This window comes from Actinocrispum wychmicini (assembly GCF_004345645.1).
GTDB lineage: Bacteria > Actinomycetota > Actinomycetes > Mycobacteriales > Pseudonocardiaceae > Kibdelosporangium > Kibdelosporangium wychmicini.
The window spans coordinates 1,675,912-1,699,589 of record NZ_SLWS01000001.1 but is presented as its reverse complement, the minus strand read 5'-3'; the positions used below and the strand labels follow the sequence as shown (position 1 = coordinate 1,699,589).

General features: G+C 69.1%; 26 protein-coding genes. 18 read left to right on the top strand and 8 right to left on the bottom strand.

All coding sequences use genetic code 11. The annotated features are described in order from the left end of the window. Window positions 1-126 precede the first annotated feature (126 nt). Window positions 127-654, top strand: coding sequence for a TetR/AcrR family transcriptional regulator (locus EV192_RS56745; RefSeq protein WP_165960249.1), 528 nt, complete (start codon window positions 127-129; stop codon window positions 652-654). After that, the gene (locus EV192_RS08465; RefSeq protein ID WP_132112683.1) at window positions 651-1,103 is read left to right on the top strand and encodes a DUF6653 family protein; all 453 of its coding nucleotides are present in this window, start codon (window positions 651-653) and stop codon (window positions 1,101-1,103) included. The genes EV192_RS56745 and EV192_RS08465 overlap by 4 nt, the downstream gene beginning before the upstream one ends. Here EV192_RS08465 and EV192_RS08460 read toward each other — a convergent pair. After that, on the bottom strand, window positions 1,080-1,571 hold the full coding sequence (locus tag EV192_RS08460; RefSeq protein ID WP_132112681.1) for a MarR family winged helix-turn-helix transcriptional regulator: 492 nt from the start codon (window positions 1,569-1,571) through the stop codon (window positions 1,080-1,082). The two genes, EV192_RS08465 and EV192_RS08460, sit on opposite strands and share 24 nt — an antisense overlap. Window positions 1,572-1,614: 43 nt before the next feature. On the opposite strand from EV192_RS08460, the gene EV192_RS08455 reads away from it, so the two are divergent. Then, window positions 1,615-2,484: an EamA family transporter gene (locus EV192_RS08455; RefSeq protein ID WP_132112679.1), complete on the top strand. Its 870-nt coding sequence runs from the start codon at window positions 1,615-1,617 to the stop codon at window positions 2,482-2,484. Here the strand turns inward: EV192_RS08455 and crcB (EV192_RS08450) are convergent. Next, on the bottom strand, window positions 2,477-2,827 hold the full coding sequence (crcB, locus tag EV192_RS08450; RefSeq protein WP_132112677.1) for a fluoride efflux transporter CrcB: 351 nt from the start codon (window positions 2,825-2,827) through the stop codon (window positions 2,477-2,479). The genes EV192_RS08455 and crcB (EV192_RS08450) overlap by 8 nt on opposite strands. Continuing rightward, window positions 2,824-3,267 carry a fluoride efflux transporter CrcB gene (crcB, locus tag EV192_RS08445; RefSeq protein ID WP_243726687.1) on the bottom strand — a complete coding sequence of 148 codons (444 nt, stop codon included), beginning with the start codon at window positions 3,265-3,267 and terminating at the stop codon, window positions 2,824-2,826. Before crcB (EV192_RS08445) ends, crcB (EV192_RS08450) begins: the two co-directional genes overlap by 4 nt. 143 nt (window positions 3,268-3,410) lie before the next feature. Between crcB (EV192_RS08445) and EV192_RS08440 the strand changes: the two genes are divergently transcribed. From EV192_RS08440 to EV192_RS08420, 5 genes are all read left to right on the top strand, one after another. Then, complete coding sequence (locus EV192_RS08440; protein WP_132112673.1) at window positions 3,411-3,740, top strand: hypothetical protein; 330 nt, start codon at window positions 3,411-3,413, stop codon at window positions 3,738-3,740. A 62-nt stretch (window positions 3,741-3,802) separates the two neighbouring features. Then, window positions 3,803-4,120: a YciI family protein gene (locus tag EV192_RS08435; protein WP_132112671.1), complete on the top strand. Its 318-nt coding sequence runs from the start codon at window positions 3,803-3,805 to the stop codon at window positions 4,118-4,120. Then, on the top strand, window positions 4,117-5,316 hold the full coding sequence (locus tag EV192_RS08430) for an RNA polymerase sigma factor (protein WP_132112669.1): 1,200 nt from the start codon (window positions 4,117-4,119) through the stop codon (window positions 5,314-5,316). Before EV192_RS08435 ends, EV192_RS08430 begins: the two co-directional genes overlap by 4 nt. Window positions 5,317-5,343: 27 nt before the next feature. After that, on the top strand, window positions 5,344-5,925 hold the full coding sequence (locus EV192_RS08425) for a maleylpyruvate isomerase family mycothiol-dependent enzyme (protein WP_207925911.1): 582 nt from the start codon (window positions 5,344-5,346) through the stop codon (window positions 5,923-5,925). Further along, a complete protein-coding gene (locus EV192_RS08420) occupies window positions 5,926-7,155 on the top strand; it encodes an MFS transporter (protein WP_132112665.1) in 1,230 nt (409 codons plus the stop codon). Here EV192_RS08420 and EV192_RS08415 read toward each other — a convergent pair. The 3 genes from EV192_RS08415 to EV192_RS08405 all read right to left on the bottom strand — a co-directional run bounded on the left by EV192_RS08415 (window position 7,145) and on the right by EV192_RS08405 (window position 11,267). Next, complete coding sequence (locus EV192_RS08415) at window positions 7,145-9,241, bottom strand: putative bifunctional diguanylate cyclase/phosphodiesterase (RefSeq protein ID WP_243726686.1); 2,097 nt, start codon at window positions 9,239-9,241, stop codon at window positions 7,145-7,147. The two genes, EV192_RS08420 and EV192_RS08415, sit on opposite strands and share 11 nt — an antisense overlap. 213 nt (window positions 9,242-9,454) lie before the next feature. Further along, window positions 9,455-10,327 (bottom strand): DMT family transporter, encoded by an 873-nt coding sequence (locus tag EV192_RS08410; protein ID WP_132112663.1) that lies wholly within the window; start codon window positions 10,325-10,327, stop codon window positions 9,455-9,457. Window positions 10,328-10,547: 220 nt separating this feature from the next. Beyond that, on the bottom strand, window positions 10,548-11,267 hold the full coding sequence (locus EV192_RS08405) for a class I SAM-dependent methyltransferase (RefSeq protein ID WP_132112661.1): 720 nt from the start codon (window positions 11,265-11,267) through the stop codon (window positions 10,548-10,550). 132 nt (window positions 11,268-11,399) lie between these two features. Between EV192_RS08405 and pdxR the strand changes: the two genes are divergently transcribed. From pdxR to EV192_RS08380, 5 genes are all read left to right on the top strand, one after another. Then, window positions 11,400-12,791, top strand: coding sequence for a MocR-like pyridoxine biosynthesis transcription factor PdxR (gene pdxR / locus EV192_RS08400; protein ID WP_132112659.1), 1,392 nt, complete (start codon window positions 11,400-11,402; stop codon window positions 12,789-12,791). 71 nt (window positions 12,792-12,862) lie between these two features. Next, complete coding sequence (locus EV192_RS08395; protein WP_132112657.1) at window positions 12,863-13,330, top strand: formate dehydrogenase subunit gamma; 468 nt, start codon at window positions 12,863-12,865, stop codon at window positions 13,328-13,330. Further along, window positions 13,327-14,850, top strand: coding sequence for an NADH-ubiquinone oxidoreductase-F iron-sulfur binding region domain-containing protein (locus EV192_RS08390; protein WP_132112655.1), 1,524 nt, complete (start codon window positions 13,327-13,329; stop codon window positions 14,848-14,850). The genes EV192_RS08395 and EV192_RS08390 overlap by 4 nt, the downstream gene beginning before the upstream one ends. Beyond that, complete coding sequence (fdhF, locus tag EV192_RS08385) at window positions 14,847-17,657, top strand: formate dehydrogenase subunit alpha (protein WP_132112653.1); 2,811 nt, start codon at window positions 14,847-14,849, stop codon at window positions 17,655-17,657. Before EV192_RS08390 ends, fdhF begins: the two co-directional genes overlap by 4 nt. Window position 17,658: 1 nt before the next feature. Continuing rightward, the gene (locus tag EV192_RS08380) at window positions 17,659-17,874 is read left to right on the top strand and encodes a formate dehydrogenase subunit delta (RefSeq protein ID WP_132112651.1); all 216 of its coding nucleotides are present in this window, start codon (window positions 17,659-17,661) and stop codon (window positions 17,872-17,874) included. On the opposite strand, the gene EV192_RS08375 is transcribed toward EV192_RS08380, so the two are convergent. Continuing rightward, a complete protein-coding gene (locus EV192_RS08375; protein ID WP_132112649.1) occupies window positions 17,860-18,795 on the bottom strand; it encodes a zinc-binding dehydrogenase in 936 nt (311 codons plus the stop codon). The genes EV192_RS08380 and EV192_RS08375 overlap by 15 nt on opposite strands. Before the next feature lie 118 nt (window positions 18,796-18,913). Here EV192_RS08375 and EV192_RS08370 point away from each other — a divergent pair, with 118 nt between their 5' ends. From EV192_RS08370 to EV192_RS08350, 5 genes are read left to right on the top strand one after another with little or no spacing between them, the layout of a single operon-like run. Then, on the top strand, window positions 18,914-19,450 hold the full coding sequence (locus tag EV192_RS08370; RefSeq protein ID WP_132112647.1) for a PadR family transcriptional regulator: 537 nt from the start codon (window positions 18,914-18,916) through the stop codon (window positions 19,448-19,450). Beyond that, a complete protein-coding gene (locus tag EV192_RS08365; RefSeq protein ID WP_132112645.1) occupies window positions 19,447-20,853 on the top strand; it encodes an FAD-dependent monooxygenase in 1,407 nt (468 codons plus the stop codon). Before EV192_RS08370 ends, EV192_RS08365 begins: the two co-directional genes overlap by 4 nt. A gap of 16 nt (window positions 20,854-20,869) precedes the next feature. Further along, complete coding sequence (locus EV192_RS08360) at window positions 20,870-22,024, top strand: alpha/beta hydrolase (protein ID WP_132112643.1); 1,155 nt, start codon at window positions 20,870-20,872, stop codon at window positions 22,022-22,024. Window positions 22,025-22,069: 45 nt separating this feature from the next. Beyond that, entirely contained in the window at window positions 22,070-22,372 is a 303-nt protein-coding gene (locus tag EV192_RS08355; protein WP_132112641.1) for an ArsR/SmtB family transcription factor, read from the top strand. 2 nt (window positions 22,373-22,374) lie between these two features. Continuing rightward, window positions 22,375-22,923 (top strand): SRPBCC family protein, encoded by a 549-nt coding sequence (locus EV192_RS08350; RefSeq protein WP_243726685.1) that lies wholly within the window; start codon window positions 22,375-22,377, stop codon window positions 22,921-22,923. On the opposite strand, the gene EV192_RS08345 is transcribed toward EV192_RS08350, so the two are convergent. Beyond that, complete coding sequence (locus tag EV192_RS08345) at window positions 22,916-23,662, bottom strand: TetR/AcrR family transcriptional regulator (RefSeq protein ID WP_132112637.1); 747 nt, start codon at window positions 23,660-23,662, stop codon at window positions 22,916-22,918. The genes EV192_RS08350 and EV192_RS08345 overlap by 8 nt on opposite strands. Window positions 23,663-23,678 lie beyond the last annotated feature (16 nt).

The window sequence follows — 23,678 nt, the reverse complement described above, 5'->3', positions numbered from 1 at the left end:
GGCTTGTCGGCCGCCGGGGATGCCCTCCGATCAGTCGGCGTCGCCGCGACCGCTGTCGAGGCTGAACAAGTGTTCAGCTTCCTGAACGGTTTGACGACCGGCCGGTCATCGGCTCAGCCTGAGTGTGTGGATGTCAGTGACCTGACCGCGCGGGCCCGGATCCGCGACGCGGCCCTACGGCGCTTCGGTGCCGACGGGTTCGCAGCGACCCCGGTCCGTCGGATCGCCGCGGACGCGAAAGTCTCCGCCGCCCTGGTGGTGCACCACTTCGGCTCGAAGCAGGGACTCGTCGAAGCCTGCGACCTGTACGCCATGGCGTTCGCGCGCAACGCGCACGCTCACGGCAAAGCGACCGATGGCGGCAACGCGGTGCTCAGTTACCTGGCCCGCGCCATGGTCGAACGAGCCCAGGACACCGCGTCGATGTTCGACGAGATGGTCGTCGCCACCGAGCAAATGCTTGCTTCGAACAACGCCCGGCCGGTCGAAGACCCGAAGCTGCGCGCGGCCGTCCTGGTCAGCCTGGAGCTCGGCGGCTTCGCGCTGCGCGCGCACCTGAGCCGATACCTGGGCATGGACGCGGTCAGCCAGGACGGGTTCGAGCGGATCGGGCAGCTGGTGAACGAGATGGTGACCCAAGGAGTGTTCGAATGAAGGACGAGACCTGGCGCAGGCACGCGAACCCGTGGAGCGTGTGGACCCGGTTCGCGGCGGTTCCGGTGTTCATCCTGTCGGTGTGGAGCCGGGCGTGGTTCGGCTGGTGGTGCCTTGTCCCGCTGGCGCTGGTGATCGGGTGGCTGGTCGTCAACCCGGGCGCGTTCCCGCCGGTGGACCGGCCAACGAGCTGGTCGTCGCGGGGAATCTACGGCGAACGCATGTGGCTCAAGGACCGCAAGTCGCTGCCGCACGAGCTCAAGCAGGTCCTGCGGCTGCTGGCGGTGACCGGCGGGGCCGGGTTCGCGCTGCTGGTCTGGGGTCTGGTCGCGCTGCAGCCGTGGCCGACGATCTTCGGCGCCACGTTGATCGTCTTCGGCCAGCTGTGGCGGATCGACCGGTACACCCGGCTGTACGACGCCCGGCTAGACAACACCGTCGCCCAGTGATTCCAGCAGGTCGCGCAGGACCCGGGCGAGGTCGTGGCGTTGGCGGCCGGTGAGGCCGGCCAGCAGCCGGTGTTCGGTGTCGACGTGGTCCGGCAGGGCCCGGTCGATCACGCCCCGCCCTTCTTCGGTCAGGTCGACGTACACGCCGCGGCCGTCGGCGTCGCTGGGGGTCCGGGTGACCAGGCCGCGGGTCTCCAGCCGGTCCAGCCGCTGGGTGACCGCGCCGGACGTGATCATCGACGACCGCATCAGCTCCGCCGGGGTGAGCCGGCCGCCGCCCCGACGCAGCGTGGCGAGCACGTCGAAGGACGCCCGGTCCAGGTCGTGTTTGGCGAACGTACGGCCCAGTTCGCCGTCCACCAGCCGGTTGAGCCGACTGAGCCGGCCGAACACCCCCATCGGGGAGACGTCCAGGTCGGGACGGGTTTCGGCCCACTGCGCCAGGACATGGTCGACGTGATCTGCCACACCCAACGGTATCAATTGCTTAGCCCTAAGGTAAATTGTCTTAATGCTAAGCAACCGGACCGGGATCGTCCTCACCACCGCGCTCACGCCGGCCATCTGGGGAACCACGTACCTGGTCACCACCGAGTTGCTGCCGCCCGGCCGGCCCCTGCTCGCGGCCGTGATCCGGGCGCTGCCCGCGGGTCTGCTGCTGATCGCGATCACCCGACGGCTCCCGCAAGGCATCTGGTGGTGGCGCGCGCTCGTGCTGGGCGTGCTCAACATCGGCGCGTTCTTCGCGCTGCTCTTCGTCGCCGCGTACCGGCTGCCTGGCGGCGTGGCCGCGACCGTCGGCGCCATCCAGCCGTTGATCGTCGCCAGCCTGTCCGTCGGTCTGCTGGGCGATCGCTTGACGCTACGAACCACGCTGACCGCCATCGCGGGCGTCGCCGGAGTCAGCCTCCTTGTGCTGCGCGCGGACGCACGGCTCGACGCGTTGGGCATCCTCGCGGCCGTGGGCGGGGCGGTCGTCATGGCCACGGGTGTCGTGCTGAGCAAGCGCTGGACGTCACCCGCTCCCCTGCTCGCCACCACCGGGTGGCAGCTCACCGCGGGTGGCCTGGTGCTGCTGCCGCTGGCGTTCTTCGTCGAAGGCCCGCCGCCCGCGCTGACCGGCACGAACGTCGCCGGCTACGCGTACCTCGCCATCATCGGCGCGGCGTTCGCGTACGCCCTGTGGTTCCGCGGCATCCGCCACCTGTCCGCCACCAACGTGACGTTCCTGAGCCTGCTCAGCCCGGTGGTCGCGACCACTCTCGGCTGGCTCGTGCTGAACCAGGAGCTGACCGCGCTGCAGGCGCTGGGCGGGGCGATCGTGCTGGCGTCGGTCGTCGCGCAGAACTACACACGCAGGAAGGTCCCTGTGCTCACATGACGGCCATGTACGCGATCACCGCCGCGCCGACGCCGGCGACGATGCTCACGACGACGTTCATGGCCGCGTAGAAGTACTCCTTCTGTTCGGCCAGCCGGAAAGTTTCGTAGCTGAACGTGCTGTACGTGGTGAGTGCCCCGCAGAACCCCGTTCCCAGGAGCGAGAACGTCGCCGACGCGGAGCCCGCGCCACTGAGCGCGCCCAGGATGAGGCATCCCGTCACGTTCACGGTGAACGTCCCCCACGGGAACGTGGTCTCGTGTCGCTTCTGGACGGCCCGGTCGGTCAGATACCGCAGCGGCGCCCCGACCATCGCGCCGACGAACACAAGCAGAACGGTCATGCGCGCACCACGGAACGAGTGGTCTTGACTCCGATCAGGACCGCGATCACCGCGCTCACCAACGTTCCCGCCAGGTAGGCGAACGCCAGCCCGACCTGCCCGGCCCGCAACAGGTTCTGGAACTCCACCGCGTATGTGGAGAACGTGGTGAAGCCGCCGAGCACGCCGACCCCGAAGAACGGCCGGACCAGCCGATGTGCCCGCGCCACGAGCACCATGAGCACGCCGATGAGCAGGCAGCCGGACACGTTGGTCACGAACGTCGCCCACGGGAACTGGCCGGGACGCACGGGCATCGCCTGCGCCAGGCCGTACCGGGCCACCGCGCCGAGCCCGCCGCCGAGCGCGATCGCGCCGAGCACCTGGACGTGGTGCCCGACCAACTCCCGCCGCTGCCCCTCGACCCGTAGGTCGACGTCCGGATCGATCTCTCCGCTCACCGGGTCAACATATGCCGGGCGGACCATAGGCTTCACCCAAGGTAGGGGCAGTCCCCTGGTGGGGGATATGTCCGACACCGGGCCAGGTGATTGTCGGCGAGCTTTCTCGAACCAGCCCGGAATGTCCGGCTACCGTTGCGCTCATGACCGAGCAGCCCGACTTCCCCACGCACGGGAGCAACCGCGCGCTGGGCCTCGCCCGGATCGAGTACGCCGAGATGCTGTTCCAGGAGGCCCCCGAGCCGTGCGGGGCCCCACAGCCGACCTCGGAGCTGACCGCGCAGGTCCAGGCGTCCGTCTTCCTGGCGATGTACTACGAGATGCGGCACGGCCACGACCTGATCGCGGCGCACGCGCAAGCCCTGGAGGAGCATCGCGCGGCGATGCTGCAGCTGACCCGCGCGTACGAGGCGGACCAGCTGATGCCGGCGTTGCAGAATGAACTGCCCCCGGCCCGGGAACCGGTCGACTGAACCTGTCCTTTTCACGGTGGGCCCGTTCGTCGTAGGAAGGGGACACCTGTGAGGAGGACGAGTTGAAGTACATGCTGTTGATCTGCGGCGACGAGACATCCGCCGAGCACGCCCAGGACGGCTGCGGCGGCTGGTCGGCGGAGATGATCGAACGCGGCGTGATCGTCGGCGGTGGTGGGCTACACCCGCCGACGGACGCGACGACCGTGCGCGTGCGCGACGACGCGGTACTGCTGACCGACGGCCCGTTCGCGGAGACGAAGGAGCAGATGGGCGGGTTCTGCCTGATCGACTGCGCCGACCTGGACGAGGCCATCGAGATCGCCGCGAAACACCCGGCGGCCACCTACGGGACCATCGAGATCCGCCCGATGCTGTGAGCGTCGAAGCAGCCGTCGCGCGGGCGTTCCGGGACGAGTGGGGCCAGGTCGTGGCCACGTTGATCCGGATCACCGGCGACTGGGACCTGGCCGAGGAGTGCACGCAGGAGGCGTTCGCCGCGGCCCTGCAGCGTTGGCCACGGGACGGCGTCCCGCGGCGTCCGGGCGCCTGGTTGACCACGACCGCGCGCAACCGTGCGACGGACAGGTTGCGCCGGGACGCCGTCGGCGCCGCGAAGTTGAGGGAGGCCGCTCAGATGGCGTATGTGGAGCCGCCGGACGAGTTCCCGGACGACCGGCTCAAGCTGATGTTCACCTGCTGCCATCCGGCGCTGGCGCTGGACGCCCAGGTCGCGTTGACCCTGCGGACGTTGGCCGGCCTGACCACGGACGAGATCGCGCGGGCGTTCCTGGTCGGTGAGGCCACCATGGCGAAACGGCTGACCCGCGCCAAGGGGAAGATCCGCAACGCCGGGATTCCGTACCGCGTTCCGCCGGCGCATCTGCTGCCGGAACGCACGCCGGGTGTCCTGGCCGTGCTGTATCTGCTGTTCAACGAGGGGTACACGGCCGTCGTCCGGCAGAACCTCAGCGAGGAGGCCGTGCATCTGGCCCGGATGCTCACCCGGCTGATGCCGGACGAGCCCGAGGCGGTCGGGTTGCTCGCGTTGATGCTGCTGCACCACGCCCGGCAGGCCACCCGGCTCGACGACGCCGGGGCGATGGTCACCCTGGAGGACCAGGACCGCGACCGGTGGGACCGCGCGATGATCGACGAGGGCACGGCGTTGCTCGACGCGGTGCTGCGGCGCGGCCAGGCCGGGCCGTACCAGGTCCAGGCCGCGATCGCCGCGTGCCACGCGACCGCACGGCGGGCGGCGGACACCGACTGGCCGCAGGTCGTCGCCCTGTACAGCCAGTTGACGAGGTTCGTGCCGTCCCCGGTCGTCCGGCTCAACCAGGCGGTGGCCGTGGGCATGGCGTACGGTCCGGCGGCTGGGCTGCGCATGGTCGACCGGCTCACCGGGCTCGACGGGTACTACCTGCTGCCGGCGGCCCGGGCCGACCTGCTCCGCCGGCTCGACCGGTTCGGCGAGGCCGCGACCGCGTACCGGCAGGCGCTCGACCTGGCGCCGTCCGACACAGACCGGGACTATCTGCGACGCCGGCTCGCCGAGGTGTCCATCTCGGGCTGACCCGTTCGTCGGTGGGGCATGGACCTGATGACGACGATCACCGAACAACGCACGGAACTCGCCGACACGCTCGACGGGCTGAGCCCCGCCCAGTGGGACGCGCCGACGCTGTGCGAGGGCTGGCGGGTGCGTGAGGTCGCCGCGCACATGACCATGCCGTTCCGCTACAAACCGGGCCGGATCATGCTGGAGATGCTCAAGTCCGGCGGGAGCTTCACCCGGATGTCCGACCGCCGCGCCAAAGCCGACGCCGCCCGGTTGTCGGCGCAAGATCTGGCCGGCACGATCCGGGAGAACCTGGCGCACCCGTGGCGCCCGCCGGGCGGCGGTCTGGAAGCCGCGCTGAGCCACGACGTGATCCACAGCCTGGACTTCGTCGTCCCGCTGGGCCTGCCGTGGCGGATCCCGGCCGACCGGCTGCTGATCGTCCTGCATGGACTCTCGCCGAAGCGCGCGAAGTACTTCGGCGTGGACCTGACCGGCGTCCGGCTCAGCGCCACCGACGCCGACTGGACCTACGGCTCGGGCAAAGAGGTGACAGGCACCCTGCAGGACCTGGTGTTGTACGTGTGCGGCCGGAAGACGCCCACAATCCGTATGCTCGGGTGAGTGGCTCGGATCCGGCTGTTCATGGACCTCCGGCCGTTGGGGGAGTCGTCCGCGTTCCGCCGGTTGTGGCTGGGCGGCTTGCTGTCCGTGATCGGCAGCCAGATGACGACCTTCGCGGTCGCGCTGCAGGTGTACACGATCACCCGCTCGGCCATCGCGGTCGGTGGGGTCGGCCTCGCCGCGGGCATCCCGGCGATCGTGTTCGGCCTGATAGGCGGATCCGTCGTCGACGCGGTCGACCGGCGCAAGCTGATGCTGCTCACCAGCAGCCTGCTCGCGGCGGTGTCGGCGGCCTTCGCGTGGCAGGCGCTCGCCGGGAACGGGCAGGTGTGGCCGCTGTACCTGCTCATCGTGGTCCAGTCCACGATCGCGTCCGTCAACAGCGCGGCCCTGCGCACGTTCGCGCCCCGGCTGTTGCCGCCGGAACTGCTGCCCGCGGGCGCCGCGCTCAACGTGTTCGCGTTCCACGGCAGCATGATCATCGGCCCGCCGATCGCCGGCCTGATCGCCGCCGGGTGGGGGCTGCGCGGCTGTTACCTGGTCGACCTGGTCAGCTTCGCCGGGGCTTTGTACGGCATCGCCCGGCTGCCGCCGATGCGTCCACGGGGCACGCCAACGCGTCCCGGTCTGCGTTCGGTGCTGGCGGGACTGCGGTTCATCAAAGGCAGCCGCGTGATCACAGGCGCCTTTCTGGCGGACGTGAACGCGACCGCGCTTGGCATGCCGTTCGCCCTGTTCCCGGCCGTGAACGCGGAGCACTTCGGCGGCGACCCGAAAACACTGGGCCTGCTGAACGCGGCCCCCGCGATCGGCGGCGTGATCGGATCCGTGCTGTCCGGCCCGATGCGGCACGTGCGCCGGCAGGGGCTCGCGATGCTGGTCGCCGGTGGGGTGTGGGGGCTCGGGGTGCTGGGCTTCGGGTTGGCCCCCACGCTCGGCGTGGCCATCGCGTCACTCGCCCTCGCCGGAGCCGCCGACGCGATCAGTGTGGTGTGCTGGAGCGCGATGGTCCAGGTGCTGACGCCGGACGAGTTCCGCGGCCGGGTCGCCGCGGCCGAGATCGTGGTCGGCGCGGGTGTCCCGCAGCTGGGGAACTTCCGGGCCGGGGCGGTCGCCTCGCTGACCACCCCGGCGGCGGGCGCGGTCATCGGCGGTGTCAGCGTCATCGGCGGAGCTGTCCTCATTGGACTGTTCGTGCCCGCGCTCGTCCGGTACCGGACTACGAGATGAACTTGGCCGTGAAGTCGCCCGGCGGGACCGCGGCGCCGTAGAGGTCACCCATGGCCAGGTCCGCGCCTGTGGACCGCCACCAGTCCGCCTGGCCGCGGGACTTGACGCCGTCCACGATCACCGTCGCGCCGGCCAGTTGCACCAACGGAACCACGGTCATCAGCGCGCTGGCCAGCGGCGCGTCCGTGGCGGCGGTGGCCTGGCGCTCCACCAGACGGCGCGACAGCCGCACCGACCGCACCGGCAGGTCCTCGATCAGCGTCAGCTCGCCCGGTGCCGTGCCGTAATCGTCAAGCACGGTACGGATTCCCATGTCCGTCAGCACCCGGACGTTGTCCATCGTCTCCGGTGTGCGCAGCGCGCCGACCGGGACGCCTAAAGTCAGCACGGCGGGATCCTCGACGGCCCGCACCACGCGCGCGACGAGATCCGCGTCCGACGTCTGGTGCACGGTCAGGCCGACCACCAGCGGCAGGTCGAGCCGTTGCCGCCACCAGGCCACCTGCCCGCTCGCCACGTGCAGCGCCCATTCGCCCAACGGCAGGATCAGCCCGGTCAGTTCGGCGAGCTCGACGCACACGTCATGGCCCAGCACCCCCAGGCGCGGATGATCCCAGCGCAGCATCGCCTCGACCCCGGCGACCTGTCGGTCGGCCAGTCCGACGACCGGCCGATAGCAGACGGTGACCTGGCCGTTCTCCCACGCTCCCGGCATCTCCGCGGCCAGCGTGTACGTCCGGCGGTCCTGGAGGTCCTGGTCGGCGTGGAACAGCTCCCACTGGCCGCGGCCGGCGGCCTTGGCCCGACGCAGGGTGAAGTCCGCCGCCCGCAACAGTTCCGTGGGATCCAGCTCGGGCGCGGGCCGGTGGACCACGCCGATGCTCGCGGACACCGCCACCCCTCGATTGTCCACATAGGTCGGTTCGGCGAGTTCGCGGTTGATGTCCGCGACGATCTTCGCCACGCCGGGGGTGTCCGCGGTGTTCTCGACCAGGATCCCGAACTCGTCGCCGTCGAACCGGGCCACCATCGCGGTCTCGCCGCTGACCACCGCCTTCAGCCGCTGGGCCACGGTCACCAGCAGGTGGTCCCCGGCGCGCCGGCCGAGTCCGTTGCAGATCATCGCGAAACTGTCCAGGTCGAGGTGGAACAGTGTCACGCCGTACCGGGAACCGGCCCGCCGCAGCGCGCCTTCGATGTACGTGGAGAAGTACTGCCGGTTGGGCAGTCCGGTGAGCACGTCGTGCAGCGCCTGCCGGTTGAGTTCGCTCTGCAGGAGCATCAGTTCCGTGCCGTCCTCGACGACCGTCACGAAATGCGTTGGCTGGTCGTCGTCGCCGCGCAGGACCGACGCGGTCAGCGTGATCCTGGCGATGTCACCGTCCTTGCGGAGCAGGCGTTGCGGCTGTTTGACGCGTTCCTTCCGACCGTCGAGCAGGGCTTGGTAGTCCTCGCGCAGGATCGGCGCGTAGTCGGGATGGACCAGTTCGAACAGGGTCAGTGCGGTCAGTTCGTGCGGTTCGTAGTCGAGGATGTCGGCGATCGCGCCGTTCACCCGGAGCAGGTTGCCGTCCAGGTCGGTGATCAGGATGCCGTTGGCCGTGGACATCACGACCTCGTCGAACCGGGCCTCGCTGGCGCGCAGGTTCCACTGCGCGTCCCGCACCGCCTTGAGCAGCGAGAGCTTCATACTCTCCTGCTGGTCGAACGTGTTGCGCCGGTTGGCTTCGGCGTAGCCGGACGCGAACTGGCCCAGCCCGAGCACGATCCGCTCGGCGAACCGTTCGACCGGTTGGAACTCCGGCAGCCCGAGCAGGCCCTTGCCCAGAGTGTCCATTGTGCACGGCAGCGCCCCGTCCCCGGAGCAGCCGAGCTCGATCAGCTTGGCGCCGGCCGCACCGGCCCGGTCGGAGGATTCGGACACCGTCGAGCACACCGCGTCGAGCAGTTCGGCGAGCTCGGTTTCCAGCTCTTCCTGGGACAACGGCAGAAAGGCCGCGCCGTGCAGCACGTACGCCCACTTGCGCGCCAGGATCAGCCGGTCACGGGCGGCGACCGGTCTCGGTTCGTGGCTGGGTTCCGGCACTGTCGACCTCAACCAGTCACCCGCGAAACACCTTCTTCTCCTCCGGGAAGGTGTCAAAGCTTACTTGAACCGTTAATGGTTCCTTGTTGCCCCATCCGCGTGACAAGACGCCACCCGATCGGGTGCTGTCGATGCCGCTCGAACAGCACATATTGTGGACAGTTCGATATTCCGCCGACCAATTTCGGTGATCACCAAACAATAGGCGGGCAGTCAGGCCACCGCGATCGCCGCGATTCCGGCCAGCACCACCAGCGAACCGGCCAGGCGGCGAACGGCGTGTGCCTCACCCAGGACCCGCCACGCGGCCAGTCCGCCGAGCACGATGCTCAACTCCCGGGCCGGGGCGACCAAACTGACCGGCGCGATCCGAAGCGCGAAGAGCACGAGCAGGTAGCCCACCGGCGACAGCAGGCCGATGGTCAGGACCTGGCGGCGATGGTCCCGCCACAACCCAGCGATCTCGGCCTTCCCGCGCAACGCGTACGGCGCGAGAAGCAGGCACTGGACAAGCGCGCGGATACCGAAGTAAACCAGCGGCGGCACCGCCAGCGCAGTCACCGAGTACGCGTCCCAGAGCGTGTAGGCCGCGATCGCCACCCCGGTCAGCACGCCGTAGCCGACACCTGCCCGGCGCCGCTCCGGCGACACGCCCTCCCCCGTCGGCCGGCCGGTGCTGATCACCAGGACACCCACGATCACCAGAAACGCGCCGACCAGGCCCGGCCAGCCGGGGTGTTCACCCAGCACCAGCACCGCCACCAACACCGACAGCAGCGGCCCGGTGCCTCTGGCCAGCGGATACACCACCGAGAGGTCACCGACCGCGTACCCGCGCTGCAGCACGATCCCGTACACCACGTGCAGGGCCGCGGTCACCACCGCCGCGAGCAGCCATGTCCACTCCGGACGCTGCGGTTCGACTGCCAGCAGAACCACCGCCGCCGGGGCGAACACAGCGGCCGAAACGGCCGAATACAGGAAGACGAGCCGCGCCCCGCCGCGGCCGATCCGTTTCGCGGAGATATTCCAGATCGCGTGTGCCACGGCGGCGACGAGCACGAGCCCGAGAGCGAAGCCATTCACGACAGAGCCTTCCCCCGGACACCGCGAACACAGGCCCAGGAAGACCTCCAGGCTTTTGTCCCGTCAGTTGACCGACCACACCCTGCCGTGGTTGATGGTGCCGCTCGGACCTGGCCCGCCGTCCCTGATTGTCCTTCGGTCACCGTGGTGACAGCGGAACGGCGGCGGAACCCTAGGCACTACGCCGTCCAGGCTACCCCGCCGGCCCGCTGTCGACGCACTACGCCCTGGTGGCGCTGAGATGCCAGACGGGCACCTGGGCGGTGCCCTGCTCGCTCTCAGTGAAGACGTCGAACGCCGCCGGGTCGATCTCGGCGTTCGGGTCCATCTGCCGGCCCACGGCCGCGAACTGCTGTGCGGTCACCGACGTGTCGTAGCGTTCCTCCTCGATGGCCGTGATCGTCCACTTCGGACCCACGGTGTCCCGCAGGTTCTGCTCGCTGATCCGGAACGGGCCGGGGAACCCCTCGGGGATCTTGTCGGAGAAACAGAAGATGTGCAGCCGCGCGCCCGGCCGGGTGGCCCGGTGCAGCGCGGCGATGTACTCGTGCCGCTGCTCTTCGGTCAGGCAGTGGTACAGGGCGCTGTCCAGGACCGAGTCGAAGCGGTCCACCAGCCCGTCGAGCCGGGTGGCGTCGCCCTGCTGGAAATCGATCTCGGCGCCCTGCGCGGCCGCCCGCTTGCGGGCCTCGGCGAGCGCGGTGGGCGCGCCGTCGACGCCAGTGACGTGGTAGCCCCTGGACGCCAGGAAGATCGAGTTGTTCCCCAGCCCGCAGCCGATGTCGAGCACCTCGCCGCCGAACCCGTCGGCGTCCGCGACCCGGATCAGGGCCGGCTGCGGCCGGCCGATGTCCCACGGCATCCGCTCGCCGAGCGGCGTCTCCCCCTGGTACGCCTCCTCGAAGTTGAGCTCCTCGGGGGCGAACCCACTCTGCGTCATGACCAACCTCCAGTGATCAACCGAACTTTATTCAACGCCTGATGAGATTTATCATCCTCTCCAGGTGATCGACCGTCAACCCGCTGTGACGAACAGTGACGCACAAGTGGACCGCGGATATGCTCCGGATTCATGTCCGTCGAGTGGTCCGGTGTCAGCCCCGAGCTGATCGTCGACCTGGACCGCGACCAGCCGACTCCGCTGAAATGCCAGCTCGAACGGGCTCTGCGGCAGGCCGTCCAGTCCGGCCGGCTCACCGTCGGCGAGCGTCTGCCGTCGTCCCGCGAACTGGCCGGCACGTTGGGTATCTCACGCGGAATCGTCCAGGACTGCTACGCGCAACTGCAGGCCGAGGGCTACCTGACCACCCGGGTCGGCTCGGCGACGCGGGTCGCGGCGACCGCACAGGTCCCGCCGACCCAGCCGAAACCGGTGACACCCCAGCTCGACATCGACTTCGCGAGCGGCGTCCCCGACCTGGCGAGCTTCCCCCGCACGGACTGGGCCTGGGCGATGCGCGAGGCCTGCCGCCGCGCGCCCAACACGGCGCTCGACTACGGCGACCCACGCGGCGATGCCCACCTGCGAGAGGTCCTCGCCGCCTACCTGCGCCGGGTTCGAGGCGCGGCCGCCGACCCCGAGCGGATGGTGATCTGCTCCGGCTTCTCCCAAGGGCTCGCCCTGACGTTGAAGGTCCTGGCCGCCAACGGGATCACCCAGATCGCGTTCGAGGACCCCGGCTACGGAGACACGGGCGCGGCCGCGTGCGCGCTGAGTGGCGCCACCCTGGTTCCCGTGCCCATCGACGAGGACGGCATAGACGTCGACGCCCTGGACCGGACGGCCGCCCGCGCGGTCGTTCTCACACCCGCGCATCAATGGCCGACAGGCGTGGTACTCGCTCCGCATCGGCGACAGGCGCTCGTCGAGTGGGCGAACAGAAAGGACGCGTACATCATCGAGGACGACTACGACGCCGAGTTCCGCTACGACCGCGAGCCCGTCGGCGTCCTGCAGGGCTTGGCGCCGGACCGCGTCGCCGCGATCGGCACGGTGTCGAAGTCGCTCGTTCCCGCCGTCCGGCTGGGGTGGATCGTGTGTCCGCCGAACCTGGCCGACCACGTCGCCGAGCTCAAGAAGTCCAGCGACCACGGCTCACCCGGACTGGACCAGCTGACCCTGGCGACCATGATCGAGTCCGGGCGGTTCGACAGGCACCTGCGCCGGATGCGCCAGATCTACGCCCAACGCAGGAACGTTCTCGTCGACGCGCTGAGACCGTTCGACGTAGAACTGACCGGATTGGCCGCCGGGTTCCATGCGGTGGCGCACATCGCCGCGGACGAGCGCGCGGTGATCGAGAAAGCCCGCGTACGCGGGGTCGGCCTGTACGGAATGAGTGTGCAGAGGTCCGATCGCGCGACCACGCCGTCGCAACTCGTGTTGGGTTTCGGCAATCTTGGCGAACGAGCCATCCGAACGGGGATGGCCAAGGTGGGCGACCTGTTCAAGACTGCTCGGTAAGGCGCCCTTTCCTCGGGTGCCGGGACTGGCGTACGGTTGTGTATACCGTATGCAGACGTTGGGAGACGAGGATGACCCTCGCGGACCGGGTCCGCGCAGTGATCGACGCCCACCGCGGCGACCGAGGTGCGCTGCTGCCCATCCTGCACGGCCTGCAGGAGGAGTTCGGCCACGTGAGCCAGGAGATGGTGCCGATCATCGCGCACGAGCTGAACATCTCCCGCGCCGACGTGCACGGCGTGATCACCTTCTACCACGACTTCCGGCCCGAACCGGCCGGTCGGACCGTGGTGAAGCTGTGCCGGGCCGAGGCATGCCAGTCGGTCGGCGCGGAGAAACTGGTTCGGCACGCGCAACAGGTGTACGGGATCAAGCTCGGGCAGACCACGCCGGACGGCTCGATCACCCTGGAGCAGGTGTTCTGCCTGGGCAACTGCGCGTTGGGCCCGGCCGCCCAGATCAACGGCCGGATGCACGGCAAGCTGGACGAGCACCGCCTCGACGAGCTTATTCTGGAAGCGGAGACGGGAAACCCATGACCACCATCTATGTCCCACGCGATTCGGCCGCGTGCTCAGTGGGCGCGGACGCGGTCGCGGCTGCCGTCACGGCGTACGCCGAGGCGCATGGCCTGGACATCAGGTTGGTGCGTAACGGTTCCCGAGGCATGCTGTGGCTGGAGCCGTTGGTGGAGGTGGTCACCGACAACGGCCGCGTCGGCTACGGCTCCGTCACCCCGCAAGACGTACCCGCGATCCTCGGCGGCGAGGCCGAGAGCCTCGGACTGGTCGAAGAACTCCCTTGGCTGGTGGCCCAGAACAGGCTCTGCTTCCAGCGTGTGGGTGTCACCGATCCGCTGTCCGCGGACGACTATCTCGCCCACGGCGGCATGGCCGGGCTGAGGAAAGCCGTCCAGATGGCCAAGGCGGACGTCGTCGCCCAGGTGACCGAGTCCGGGCTGCGCGGCCGGGGCGGTGCCGGATTCCCGGCCGGGATCAAGTGGAAGACCGTCCTGGACACGCCGGGTCAGCTGAAGTTCGTGTGCTGCAACGCCGACGAGGGCGACAGCGGCACGTTCGCCGACCGGATGCTGATCGAGGGCGACCCGTTCGGCCTGATCGAGGGCATGACGATCGCGGGATACGCGACAGCCGCCACCGAAGGCTACGTCTACGTCCGGTCCGAGTACCCGGACGCGGTGCGAACCCTGCGGCAGGCGATCGAGATCGCGTACGCGCGCGGCTGGCTCGGTCACGACGTGCTCGGCTCCGGGCACAGGTTCGACCTGTACGTCCGGGTGGGCGCGGGCGCGTACATCTGCGGCGAGGAGACCTCCATGCTGGACAGCCTGGAGGGCAAACGCGGCATGGTGCGGGCCAAGCCGCCGATCCCGGCGATCACCGGACTGTTCGGCAAGCCGACCGTGGTGAACAACGTGCTCACCCTCGCGTCGGTGCCGGCGATCCTGGCGGACGGCGCGGCGGCGTACGCCGCGCTCGGGATGGGCCGTTCCCGCGGTACGCAGGTGTTCCAACTGGCCGGCAACATCGCGCGCGGCGGCGTGTTCGAGACCGCGTTCGGCATGTCGCTCGGCACGTTGGTCAACGATTTCGGCGGCGGCACCCGGTCCGGCCGCCCGGTGCGGGCGGTGCAGGTCGGCGGCCCGCTCGGCGCCTACCTTCCGGCCGACGGGCTCGACATCCCGCTGGACTACGAGGCGTTCGCCGCGGCGAAGGCGATGCTCGGACACGGCGGGATCGTGGTCTTCGACGACACCGTGGACATGGCCGCGATGGCCAGGTTCGCGATGGAGTTCTGCGCCGAGGAGTCGTGCGGCAAGTGCACGCCGTGCCGGGTCGGCTCGGTGCGTGGCGTCGAGACCATCGACAAGATCGTCGCCGGCCAGGACACCGACACCAACCTGGCCCTGCTGAACGACCTCTGCGAGCTGATGACCGACGGATCGCTGTGCGCGATGGGCGGCCTCACCCCCAACCCGGTGCTGAGCGCGTTGCGGCACTTCCCGGACGACTTCGCCAGCCAGGAGACGAGATCATGACGCTGATGAAGGAACCAGACCTGGGCACGCCGGCCGTCACTGGCGAAGCCACGATCACCGTCGAGGTCGACGGCATCCCGGTGACCGTGCCGGAAGGCACGTCCGTGATGCGCGCGGCCGCGTTGAGCGGTATCGACATCCCGAAGCTCTGCGCCACCGACAGCCTGGAGGCGTTCGGGTCGTGCCGGCTGTGCCTGGTCGAGATCGACGGGCGCAAGGGCACGCCGGCGTCCTGTACCACGCCTGTCGCGCCGGGCATGCAGGTCCGGACGCAGACGCCACGGCTGGAGAAACTCCGTCAAGGTGTGATGGAGCTGTACATCTCGGACCATCCGTTGGACTGCCTGACGTGTTCCGCGAACGGCGACTGCGAGCTGCAGGACATGTCCGGCGTGGTCGGCCTGCGGCAGGTGCGGTACGGCTACGAGGGTGAGAACCACCTTGACCTGCTGACCGACGACAGCAACCCGTACTTCGACTTCGAGATGTCGAAGTGCATCGTGTGCTCGCGGTGTGTGCGGGCGTGCAGCGAGGTGCAGGGCACGTTCGCGTTGACCATCGAAGGCCGTGGGTTCGACTCCAAGGTCTCCCCCGGCGGCATGGATTTCATGAGCTCCGAGTGCGTGTCGTGCGGCGCGTGCGTGCAGGCGTGCCCGACGGCGACGCTGCAGGAGAAGTCCGTGGTGAACCTGGGCATGCCGACGCGCAGCGTCGTGACGACGTGCGCGTACTGCGGTGTCGGGTGCTCGTTCAAGGCGGAGTTGCGCGGTGACGAACTCGTGCGGATGGTGCCGTACAAGGGCGGCGACGCCAACGAAGGCCACTCGTGCGTGAAGGGACGCTTCGCGTTCGGGTACGCCACACACCCGGACCGCAAGCTGGAGCCGATGATCCGGGAGTCGGCCGACGACGAGTGGCAGGTCGTCGACTGGGCCACCGCGATCTCGTACACCGCGCGCAAACTCCTTGAGGTGCAGGCGAAGCACGGCCCCGCCTCGATCGGCGGCATCACGTCCTCGCGGACCACCAACGAAGAGGTCTACGTCGTCCAGAAGATGATCCGGGCGGCGTTCGGCAACAACAACGTCGACACGTGCGCCCGCGTCTGCCACTCGCCGACCGGGTACGGGCTGAAGCAGACGTTCGGCACGTCCGCCGGCACCCAGGACTTCAAGTCGGTCGCGGCGGCCGACGTGATCGTCGTGATCGGCGCCAACCCGACCGACGCGCACCCGGTGTTCGCGTCCCGGATGAAGAAGCGCCTGCGCGAGGGCGCCAAGCTGATCGTGCTCGACCCGCGCCGGATCGACCTCGTGCGGTCCCCGCACGTCGAGGCGCAGTACCACCTCAAGCTCCAGCCCGGCACGAACGTGGCCGTGGTCAACGCCTTCGCGCACGTCGTCGTCACCGAGGGGCTCGTCGATCAGTCCTTTGTGGACGACCGGTGTGAGGGCTACGAAGAGTGGGCGGAGTTCATCGCGCGGCCGGAGAACAGCCCGGAGGCGACCGAGCCGATCACCGGTGTGCCAGCGGCGGACCTGCGCGCGGCGGCCAGGCTGTACGCGACCGGCGGCAACTCGGCCATCTACTACGGCCTGGGCGTGACCGAGCACAGCCAGGGCTCGACCATGGTGATGGGCATGGCGAACCTGGCCATGGCCACCGGCAACATCGGCCGGGACGGCGTCGGCGTGAACCCGTTGCGCGGTCAGAACAACGTGCAGGGCTCGTGTGACATGGGCTCGTTCCCGCACGAGCTGTCCGGCTACCGGCACGTGTCCGACGACGCGGTGCGGGAGGTGTTCGAGACGTTGTGGGGCCGGCCGATCCTGCCCGAGCCCGGCCTGCGGATCCCGAACATGTTCGACGCGGCCATCGACGGCACGTTCAAGGCGTTGTTCGTACAGGGCGAGGACATCGCGCAGTCGGACCCGAACACCAAGCACGTCTTCGCCGCGCTGCAGTCGCTGGACCTGCTGGTGGTGCAGGATCTGTTCATCAACGAGACGGCCAAGCTGGCGCACGTGTTCCTGCCGGGCACGTCGTTCCTGGAGAAGGACGGCACGTTCACCAACGCCGAACGCCGGATCAACCGGGTGCGGCCGGTGATGGCGCCGAAGACCGGCAAGCACGAGTGGCAGGTCGCGTGCGAGATCGCCGAAGCCATGGGCTACCCGATGAAGTACGGCCACCCCAGCGAGATCATGGACGAGATCGCGGCGGTGACCCCGACCTTCTCCGGTGTGTCGTTCGCCAAGCTGGACAAGCTCGGCAGCGTCCAGTGGCCGTGCAACGACAACGCGCCCGAGGGCACGCCGATCATGCACGTCGACAAGTTCGTGCGCGGCAAGGGGCACTTCGTGCCCACCACGTTCGTGCCGACCGACGAGCGCAGCACCCGCAAGTTCCCGTTGATCCTCACCACGGGCCGAATCCTGTCGCAGTACAACGTGGGCGCGCAGACCCGGCGGACCGCGAACGTGGCCTGGCACCCCGAGGACCTGCTGGAGATCCACCCGCACGACGCGGAGGTCCGCGGCATCAACGACGGCGACATGGTGGCGTTGTCGTCCCGGGTCGGCGAGACCACGTTGCGCGCGGTGATCTCTGACCGGATGCCGGTCGGCGTGGTGTACACCACATTCCACCACCCGGTGACCGGTGCGAACGTGGTGACCACGGAGAATTCCGACTGGGCCACGAACTGCCCGGAGTACAAGGTGACCGCGGTCCAGGTGGGCCTGCGGACACCACACCGGGCGGCCTCGACGGGCCAGGAAGCAATCCCCATCACAGCACTGGACTGAAATGACCACATCACCACAGGGCTGGCGCGCCAACGAGATCGCGATCCAGTTCCACCACCTGGACTCCACCCGGGCGGCTGCCGAGATCGCCAACCACATCCGCCTGTTCTGGGATCCGAGGATGAAGACGGACCTGATCAGGCTGGTGGCGTCCGATCCAGGCGCGCTGGACCCGTTGGTGATCGCGGCAGCCGAGCAGCTCTCAGGGAATCAGTAGGCACTTCCCCACCAGGGCGCGTGATTCCAGCGCCTGATGCGCCGTGCCGGCCTCGGCCAGCGGATACGTGGACCCGATCACGGGCCGGATCCGCCCGGCCGCGGCTTCGGCGAACACCGCCTCGGCCCGTTGGCGGTACCCGTCGTGCAATGGCTTGAGCTTCTCCAGGCCCTGCACGTGGATGCCCTGGTCGCGCGGCACGTCCGCGGGACGGGTGCTGGCGTTGCCGTAGTTGAAGAACTGGCCGCCGGCCCGGACCGTGTCGAACGCCTGCCGGCCCAACTCGCCGCCGACCCCGTCGAACGCGGCGTCGACCGTCCCGACCTGGTCAGTCCACTCAGGACGGCTGTAGTCCACGGCCGTGTCCGCCCCGAGTTCCTTGACGAGACTGAGCTTCCGTTCACCCCTCGCCGCCCCGACCACCCGCACCCCCCGCATAGCCAGCAACTGCACCAGAACGGTCGCCAACCCACCCGCAGCCGGCTGCACCAACGCGGTCTGTCCGGCCGCTACCGGCGTCAGCTCCAACAGCCCCCACGCGGTCGCGCCATCGTGCAGCAGCGCGATGGCTTCCCTGAGCCCCAACGCCTCCGGGACCCGAATCACCTGGTCGGCCAACGCGACCACCTGTTCGGCATAGCCCCCGTCAACCTCCGCGACCACTCGCCGCCCAATCCACGCGGAGTCAACGCCCGCACCCACCGAACTGACCACCCCAGCCACGCCGGCACCCGGCCGGTACGGCGGCTGTACCGGGAAGTACTCGCCGCCAAGGCCACGCCGGATCATCGTGTCCATCATCAACAACTCGGCAGCGGCCACCTCCACCACCACCTGCCCCGGCCCGGCCGTCGCGTCCGGCACCTCCCTGACCTGCAGCACCTCCGGCCCACCAAACGCCGTCACTTCCACAACACGCACGCCTGCCTCCTCGGTCTCACCCCCAGTGTCAAACCTCAACCATGGTTGACGTCAAGTTCTACTCGCACGCGACTACTCGCTCTTGACTCGTCCCGACTACTCGTGTTTGAGTAGTCATGTGAACGGAACCAGGTTGTTCATCCTCGGGGCGCTCGCCAAGGACGGACCGATGCACGGGCACCAGATCCGGCGCGCGGCTCAGCAGGACCGGACCGAGTTGTGGACGGACATCAAGCCCGGGTCGCTGTACGGCGCGTTGCACCGGATGGCGGCCGACGGTGTCGTCGAGGTGGTACGGACCGAGCAGGAAGGCAACATGCCGCCGCGCACGGTCTACGCCATCACTCCCGAAGGCTGGGAGGAGCTGGCGGAGCACCGGGACGAGGCGTTGGGGACGGTCCGGATCCCGCCGGACCCGGTGGATCTCGCGTTGCAGTACACCCAGGGGCTCAGCACCGCCGAGGTCCGGCGGTTGATGACCGCGCGACGCGACGAGATCGCCGAACGACTGCGGGCGTGGCGGGAGCTGCAGCAGCAGGCGGCGCCGTACCTCACCGGTTATGAGCCGTTGACGTTCGAGCACACCTTGTTCCGATTCGAGGCCGAACTGGCCTGGCATGACAGGTTTCTGGACAACATGGGAGACGGACCATGAACGTGTTAGTCGCCGGTGGCGGGCTGGTCGGCCTGTCCACCGCTGTTTTCCTTGGGCAGCACGGAGTCAGGACGACGGTGGTCGAGCGGCACGCGACCACGTCGATCCACCCGAAGGCCCGCGGGTTCACCCCGCGCACGATGGAGTTGTTCCGTGGCGCGGGTTTCGCGGACGAGGTCCGGGAGGCGGGCGCCGCCCTCAAGGACAACCACGACCTTGTCGTGTACGAGACGCTGGACAAGCCGCCGTTGCGGCGGATCATGGAGACCACCGACAACGAGCCGATCCTGCGGGTCAGCCCGGATTCGCACTGCGCGTGTCCGCAGGACGCGCTGGAGCCGATTCTGCTCGCCGCGGCGCGTGAGCTGGGCGCGGACATCAGGTTCGGCACCGAGTTCCAAAGCTTCACCCAGGATCACGACGGCGTCACCGCCATCGTCGACGGTGCGACGATCCGCGCCGACTATCTGGTCGCCTGCGACGGCTCGCGGAGCTCGATCCGGGAGCGGCTCGGCATCGACATGGTCGGGGACGCGCCGACGATGTCCAGTGTCGGCATCTCGTTCGAGGCGGAACTGGACCTGGACCATTTCATCCTGGCCTGGACCACCCACCCGGACGGCGCAGGCATCCTCCTGCCGATCGACAACCGGCGCCGGTGGGTGTTCCATGTCGAGCTGACCGGATCGCGGACGCCGGCCGACTTCACCGACGAGTACTGCACGCGGCTCATCCGGGTGGCGACCGGCCAGCCGGACCTGGACGTCAAACTGGTGTCGGTGGCGCCGTGGGAGACCACGAGCGCGGTGGCCGCCAAGTACCGCGCCGGGCGGGTGTTCCTGGCCGGCGACGCCGCCCACCTCATCCCGCCCGCCGGCGCCTTCGGTGCCAACACTGGCATCCAGGACGCCCACAACCTCGCGTGGAAACTGGCGTACGTGCTGAACGGCATGGCGGGCCCGGCACTGCTGGACACGTACGAGGCCGAACGCCGACCGGTCGCGGAGATGACGACCGACCAGGCGATGCGTCGCTGGCAGACGTGGATGAACCACAACCCGATGCCGTTCGCCGAAGACCTGGCCGTGATGTACGGCACGCAGTACGTGTCCAGCGCGGTCGACCACCCAGGCCCGGCGCGGCCGCTGGAACTCAACCTGGACGGGACTCCAGGTACTCGCGTGCCGCACGCGTGGCTGCCCGACGGACGGTCCACACTGGACCTCGTCGGCCCCGACTTCGCCCTGCTGCACGACGGTACGTGGCCGGCCGGACCTGTCCGAAGCCACCAGGTCGACCTCGGTCCCGGCGCCATGCTCGTGCGCCCGGACGGCTACGTCGCCTGGCGGTCCACCGAACCCACGGACGTCGACCCGATCATGGCGAAACTTCTCACCAGGTGACCTATGATCAGCCGACATGGACCGCTTTGACCGGGGAGAACACGAGTTCCGGGGCCTGATCGGCGCCGAACCACAGGACACACTGGCCGAACTGCGGCTGCGCTCACCGCAGATGTACGACCTGATCATCAGGGGCATGGGCGTGACCATGGCGCAGGCCGAACTCAGCCGGACCGCCAGGGAAATCGCCACCGTCGCCATGCTCGTCACGATCGGCGCGGCCGATCCGCAGCTGGATCTGCACACCCGAGCGGCGCTGAACCAAGGTGTCACCCCAGCCGAACTGATCGCCCTGTGCGAACACGTCGCGATGTACGCGGGCGTGCCGCGCGCGCTCAACGGACTGGCCGTCATCGACCGAGTCCTTGCTGACGAAGGGTTTCCTCGTCCGGCGGCACTGCGGCGCGTGCGGCTCACGGATCACGAGACCTTCGTCGCCCAACGTGGTGCCGAAGGTCCGCCCGTGGTGTTGGTGCACGCGATCGGTTTGGACTGGCGGATGTGGGAGCCGGTGATGGCCGAACTCGCTGACACCAGGCGCGTTTTCGCGTACGACGTGCGCGGACACGGCCTGGCGATGGGTGCTCCGGCCGCGCGGACGACAGGTGACCTTGCCGACGATCTCGTCAAGGTGCTCGACGAGTTGGCGCTCGACCGCGCGCACGTCGTCGGCCTGTCGTTCGGCGGCGCGGTCGCGCAGGCCACAGCGGTCGCCTATCCCGAACGGATCGCGTCACTCGCCTTGCTCGGCACAACGGACCAGCCAGCCGAGGACCTGTTCGAAAGCCGTGCCCGCGCCGCCGAGAAGGACGGCATGGCTGCCCAGGTCCCGGCGACCTTGCCGCGCTGGTTCACCACCGAGGCGCTCGCAGTGAACGGGTGGGGTGTGCAGTACGCGCGTGAACGTCTGCTCCGTGGCAACGTCGCCGACTGGGCCGCGTCGTGGCGTGTGTTCAAGACCCTCGACGTGCAGGGGAAGCTCGGGTCGTTCCCGGCGCCGGCGCTGGTGGTGGCCGGGTCGGTCGACGTCGCCGGCCCGCCCGAGGCCATGCGTGGGCTCGCCGGCCGGATCGCGGGCGCGCGCTTCGAGGAACTGCCGGGGACGCCGCACATGATGTCGTTGGAGCGACCGGAGCTGGTCGCGCGGGTGCTCGGGGACTTCATCGAATAGTCCTTGACAGGCATATACCCATAGGGGCATATTGAGGTGGTGTCCATGGACTCCTTCGCCGTACTCGCGGAGCCGACCCGTCGGCGGATCCTCGACGAGTTACGCCACGCCGAGAGCAACGTCGGCGACCTGGTCGAGACCCTCGCGATCAGCCAGCCGACCGTGTCCAAGCACCTGAAGGTGTTGCGGGAGGCCGGTTTCGTCTCCGTGCGGATCGCCGCGCAGCAGCGGATGTACCACATCGAGCTGGAGCCGCTGGCGCAGGTCGACGAGTGGCTCGCGCCGTACCGGCGAATGTGGACCAAGCACCTTGACGCGTTGGAGCGTCACCTCGACACCCTGGAGTGACTGTGAACTACGAGCCAAGCCCGGTCGGCGACGTCGAAGCGCGACCGAACGGGGACCGCTGGACACTGGTGTTCGTCCGCGACCTGAAGCACCCGCCGGACAAGGTGTGGGGCGCGTTGACCCAGCCGGACCAGCTGACCAGGTGGGCCCCGTACACCGCGGACCGCGACCTTGGCGGCACAGGCGGGGCCGTGCTCACCATGATCGACGACGAGTCGTCTGTGGACCTGCCGGCCGAGGTGATCCACGCCGAGCCGGCCAAGCTCCTGGAGTACTCGTGGGGCGACGACCTGCTGCGCTGGGAGCTGGCGGCGACCGACACGGGCACGCAGCTGACGTTGCTGCACACCGTGCGGGACAAGGACATGGTGCCCAAGATCGCGGCCGGCTGGCACCTGTGCCTCGACGTCGCCGACCATCTGCTGGACGGCGACCCGATCGGCCCGATCCGCGGCAGCGAGGCCGTCGACTACGGCTGGACGGAGCTGAACTCGCGGTACGCGGCGAAGCTGGGCATCCCGGACACCGGCCTGCCCGAGCACCTCACGTGACCCGGTCGATCCGGGCGGCGACGCCGTCAAGGTAGACCGACAGGCCGAAGTCGAAGTCGTCGAAGTCGATGTCCTCGCCCCGTGGCTCCTCGATGTCGAACACACCTTCAAGGACCAGCCTGCCCAGTGCCGGCATCCGTTGGATGTCAACAACTCTGCGTAGCCCCGCGGCGTAGTCACGAGTGAACGCCGCGGGGTCTTCCGCGCGTCCCTCGGCCAGTTCGATCTGCAGCCGGTACCCGCCCTGCACGTAGGTCACCAAACCCATGACCAGGGACAGTTTCTCCTCGGCCGGAATGTCTATGTCGGACAGCGTGCCCAACGCGCGGTCGAACCACAGCAGATTGCGCGGCCCGAACGGCGGCCCGCTGATCGGGATCCGCAAGAACCACGGGTGCGCCCTGACCGCCGCGAACACACCGTGCGCCCAGAGCGTCATGCCCGCACGCCAGTCGTTGCCGTCCGGGAACTCCGGCGGATACTCCAGCGCGGCGTCCGACATCAGCACCAACAGCTCGCGCTTGCTCTTCACGTGCCGGTAGAGCGCCATCGTGGAGTTGCCCAACTGCGCGGCGACCCTGGCCATCGACACCGCGTCGAGCCCTTCGGCGTCCGCGACGTCGACCGCGGCCCGGACGATGTCCTCAAGCGTGAGCGCCGGCTTCGGCCCACGCCGGGACGGCTCCCGCAGGCCCCACAGCAACGCCAGGTCGGACGCCAGGTTGCTCTCCTCGCTCATCCCCCCATTTTAGGGT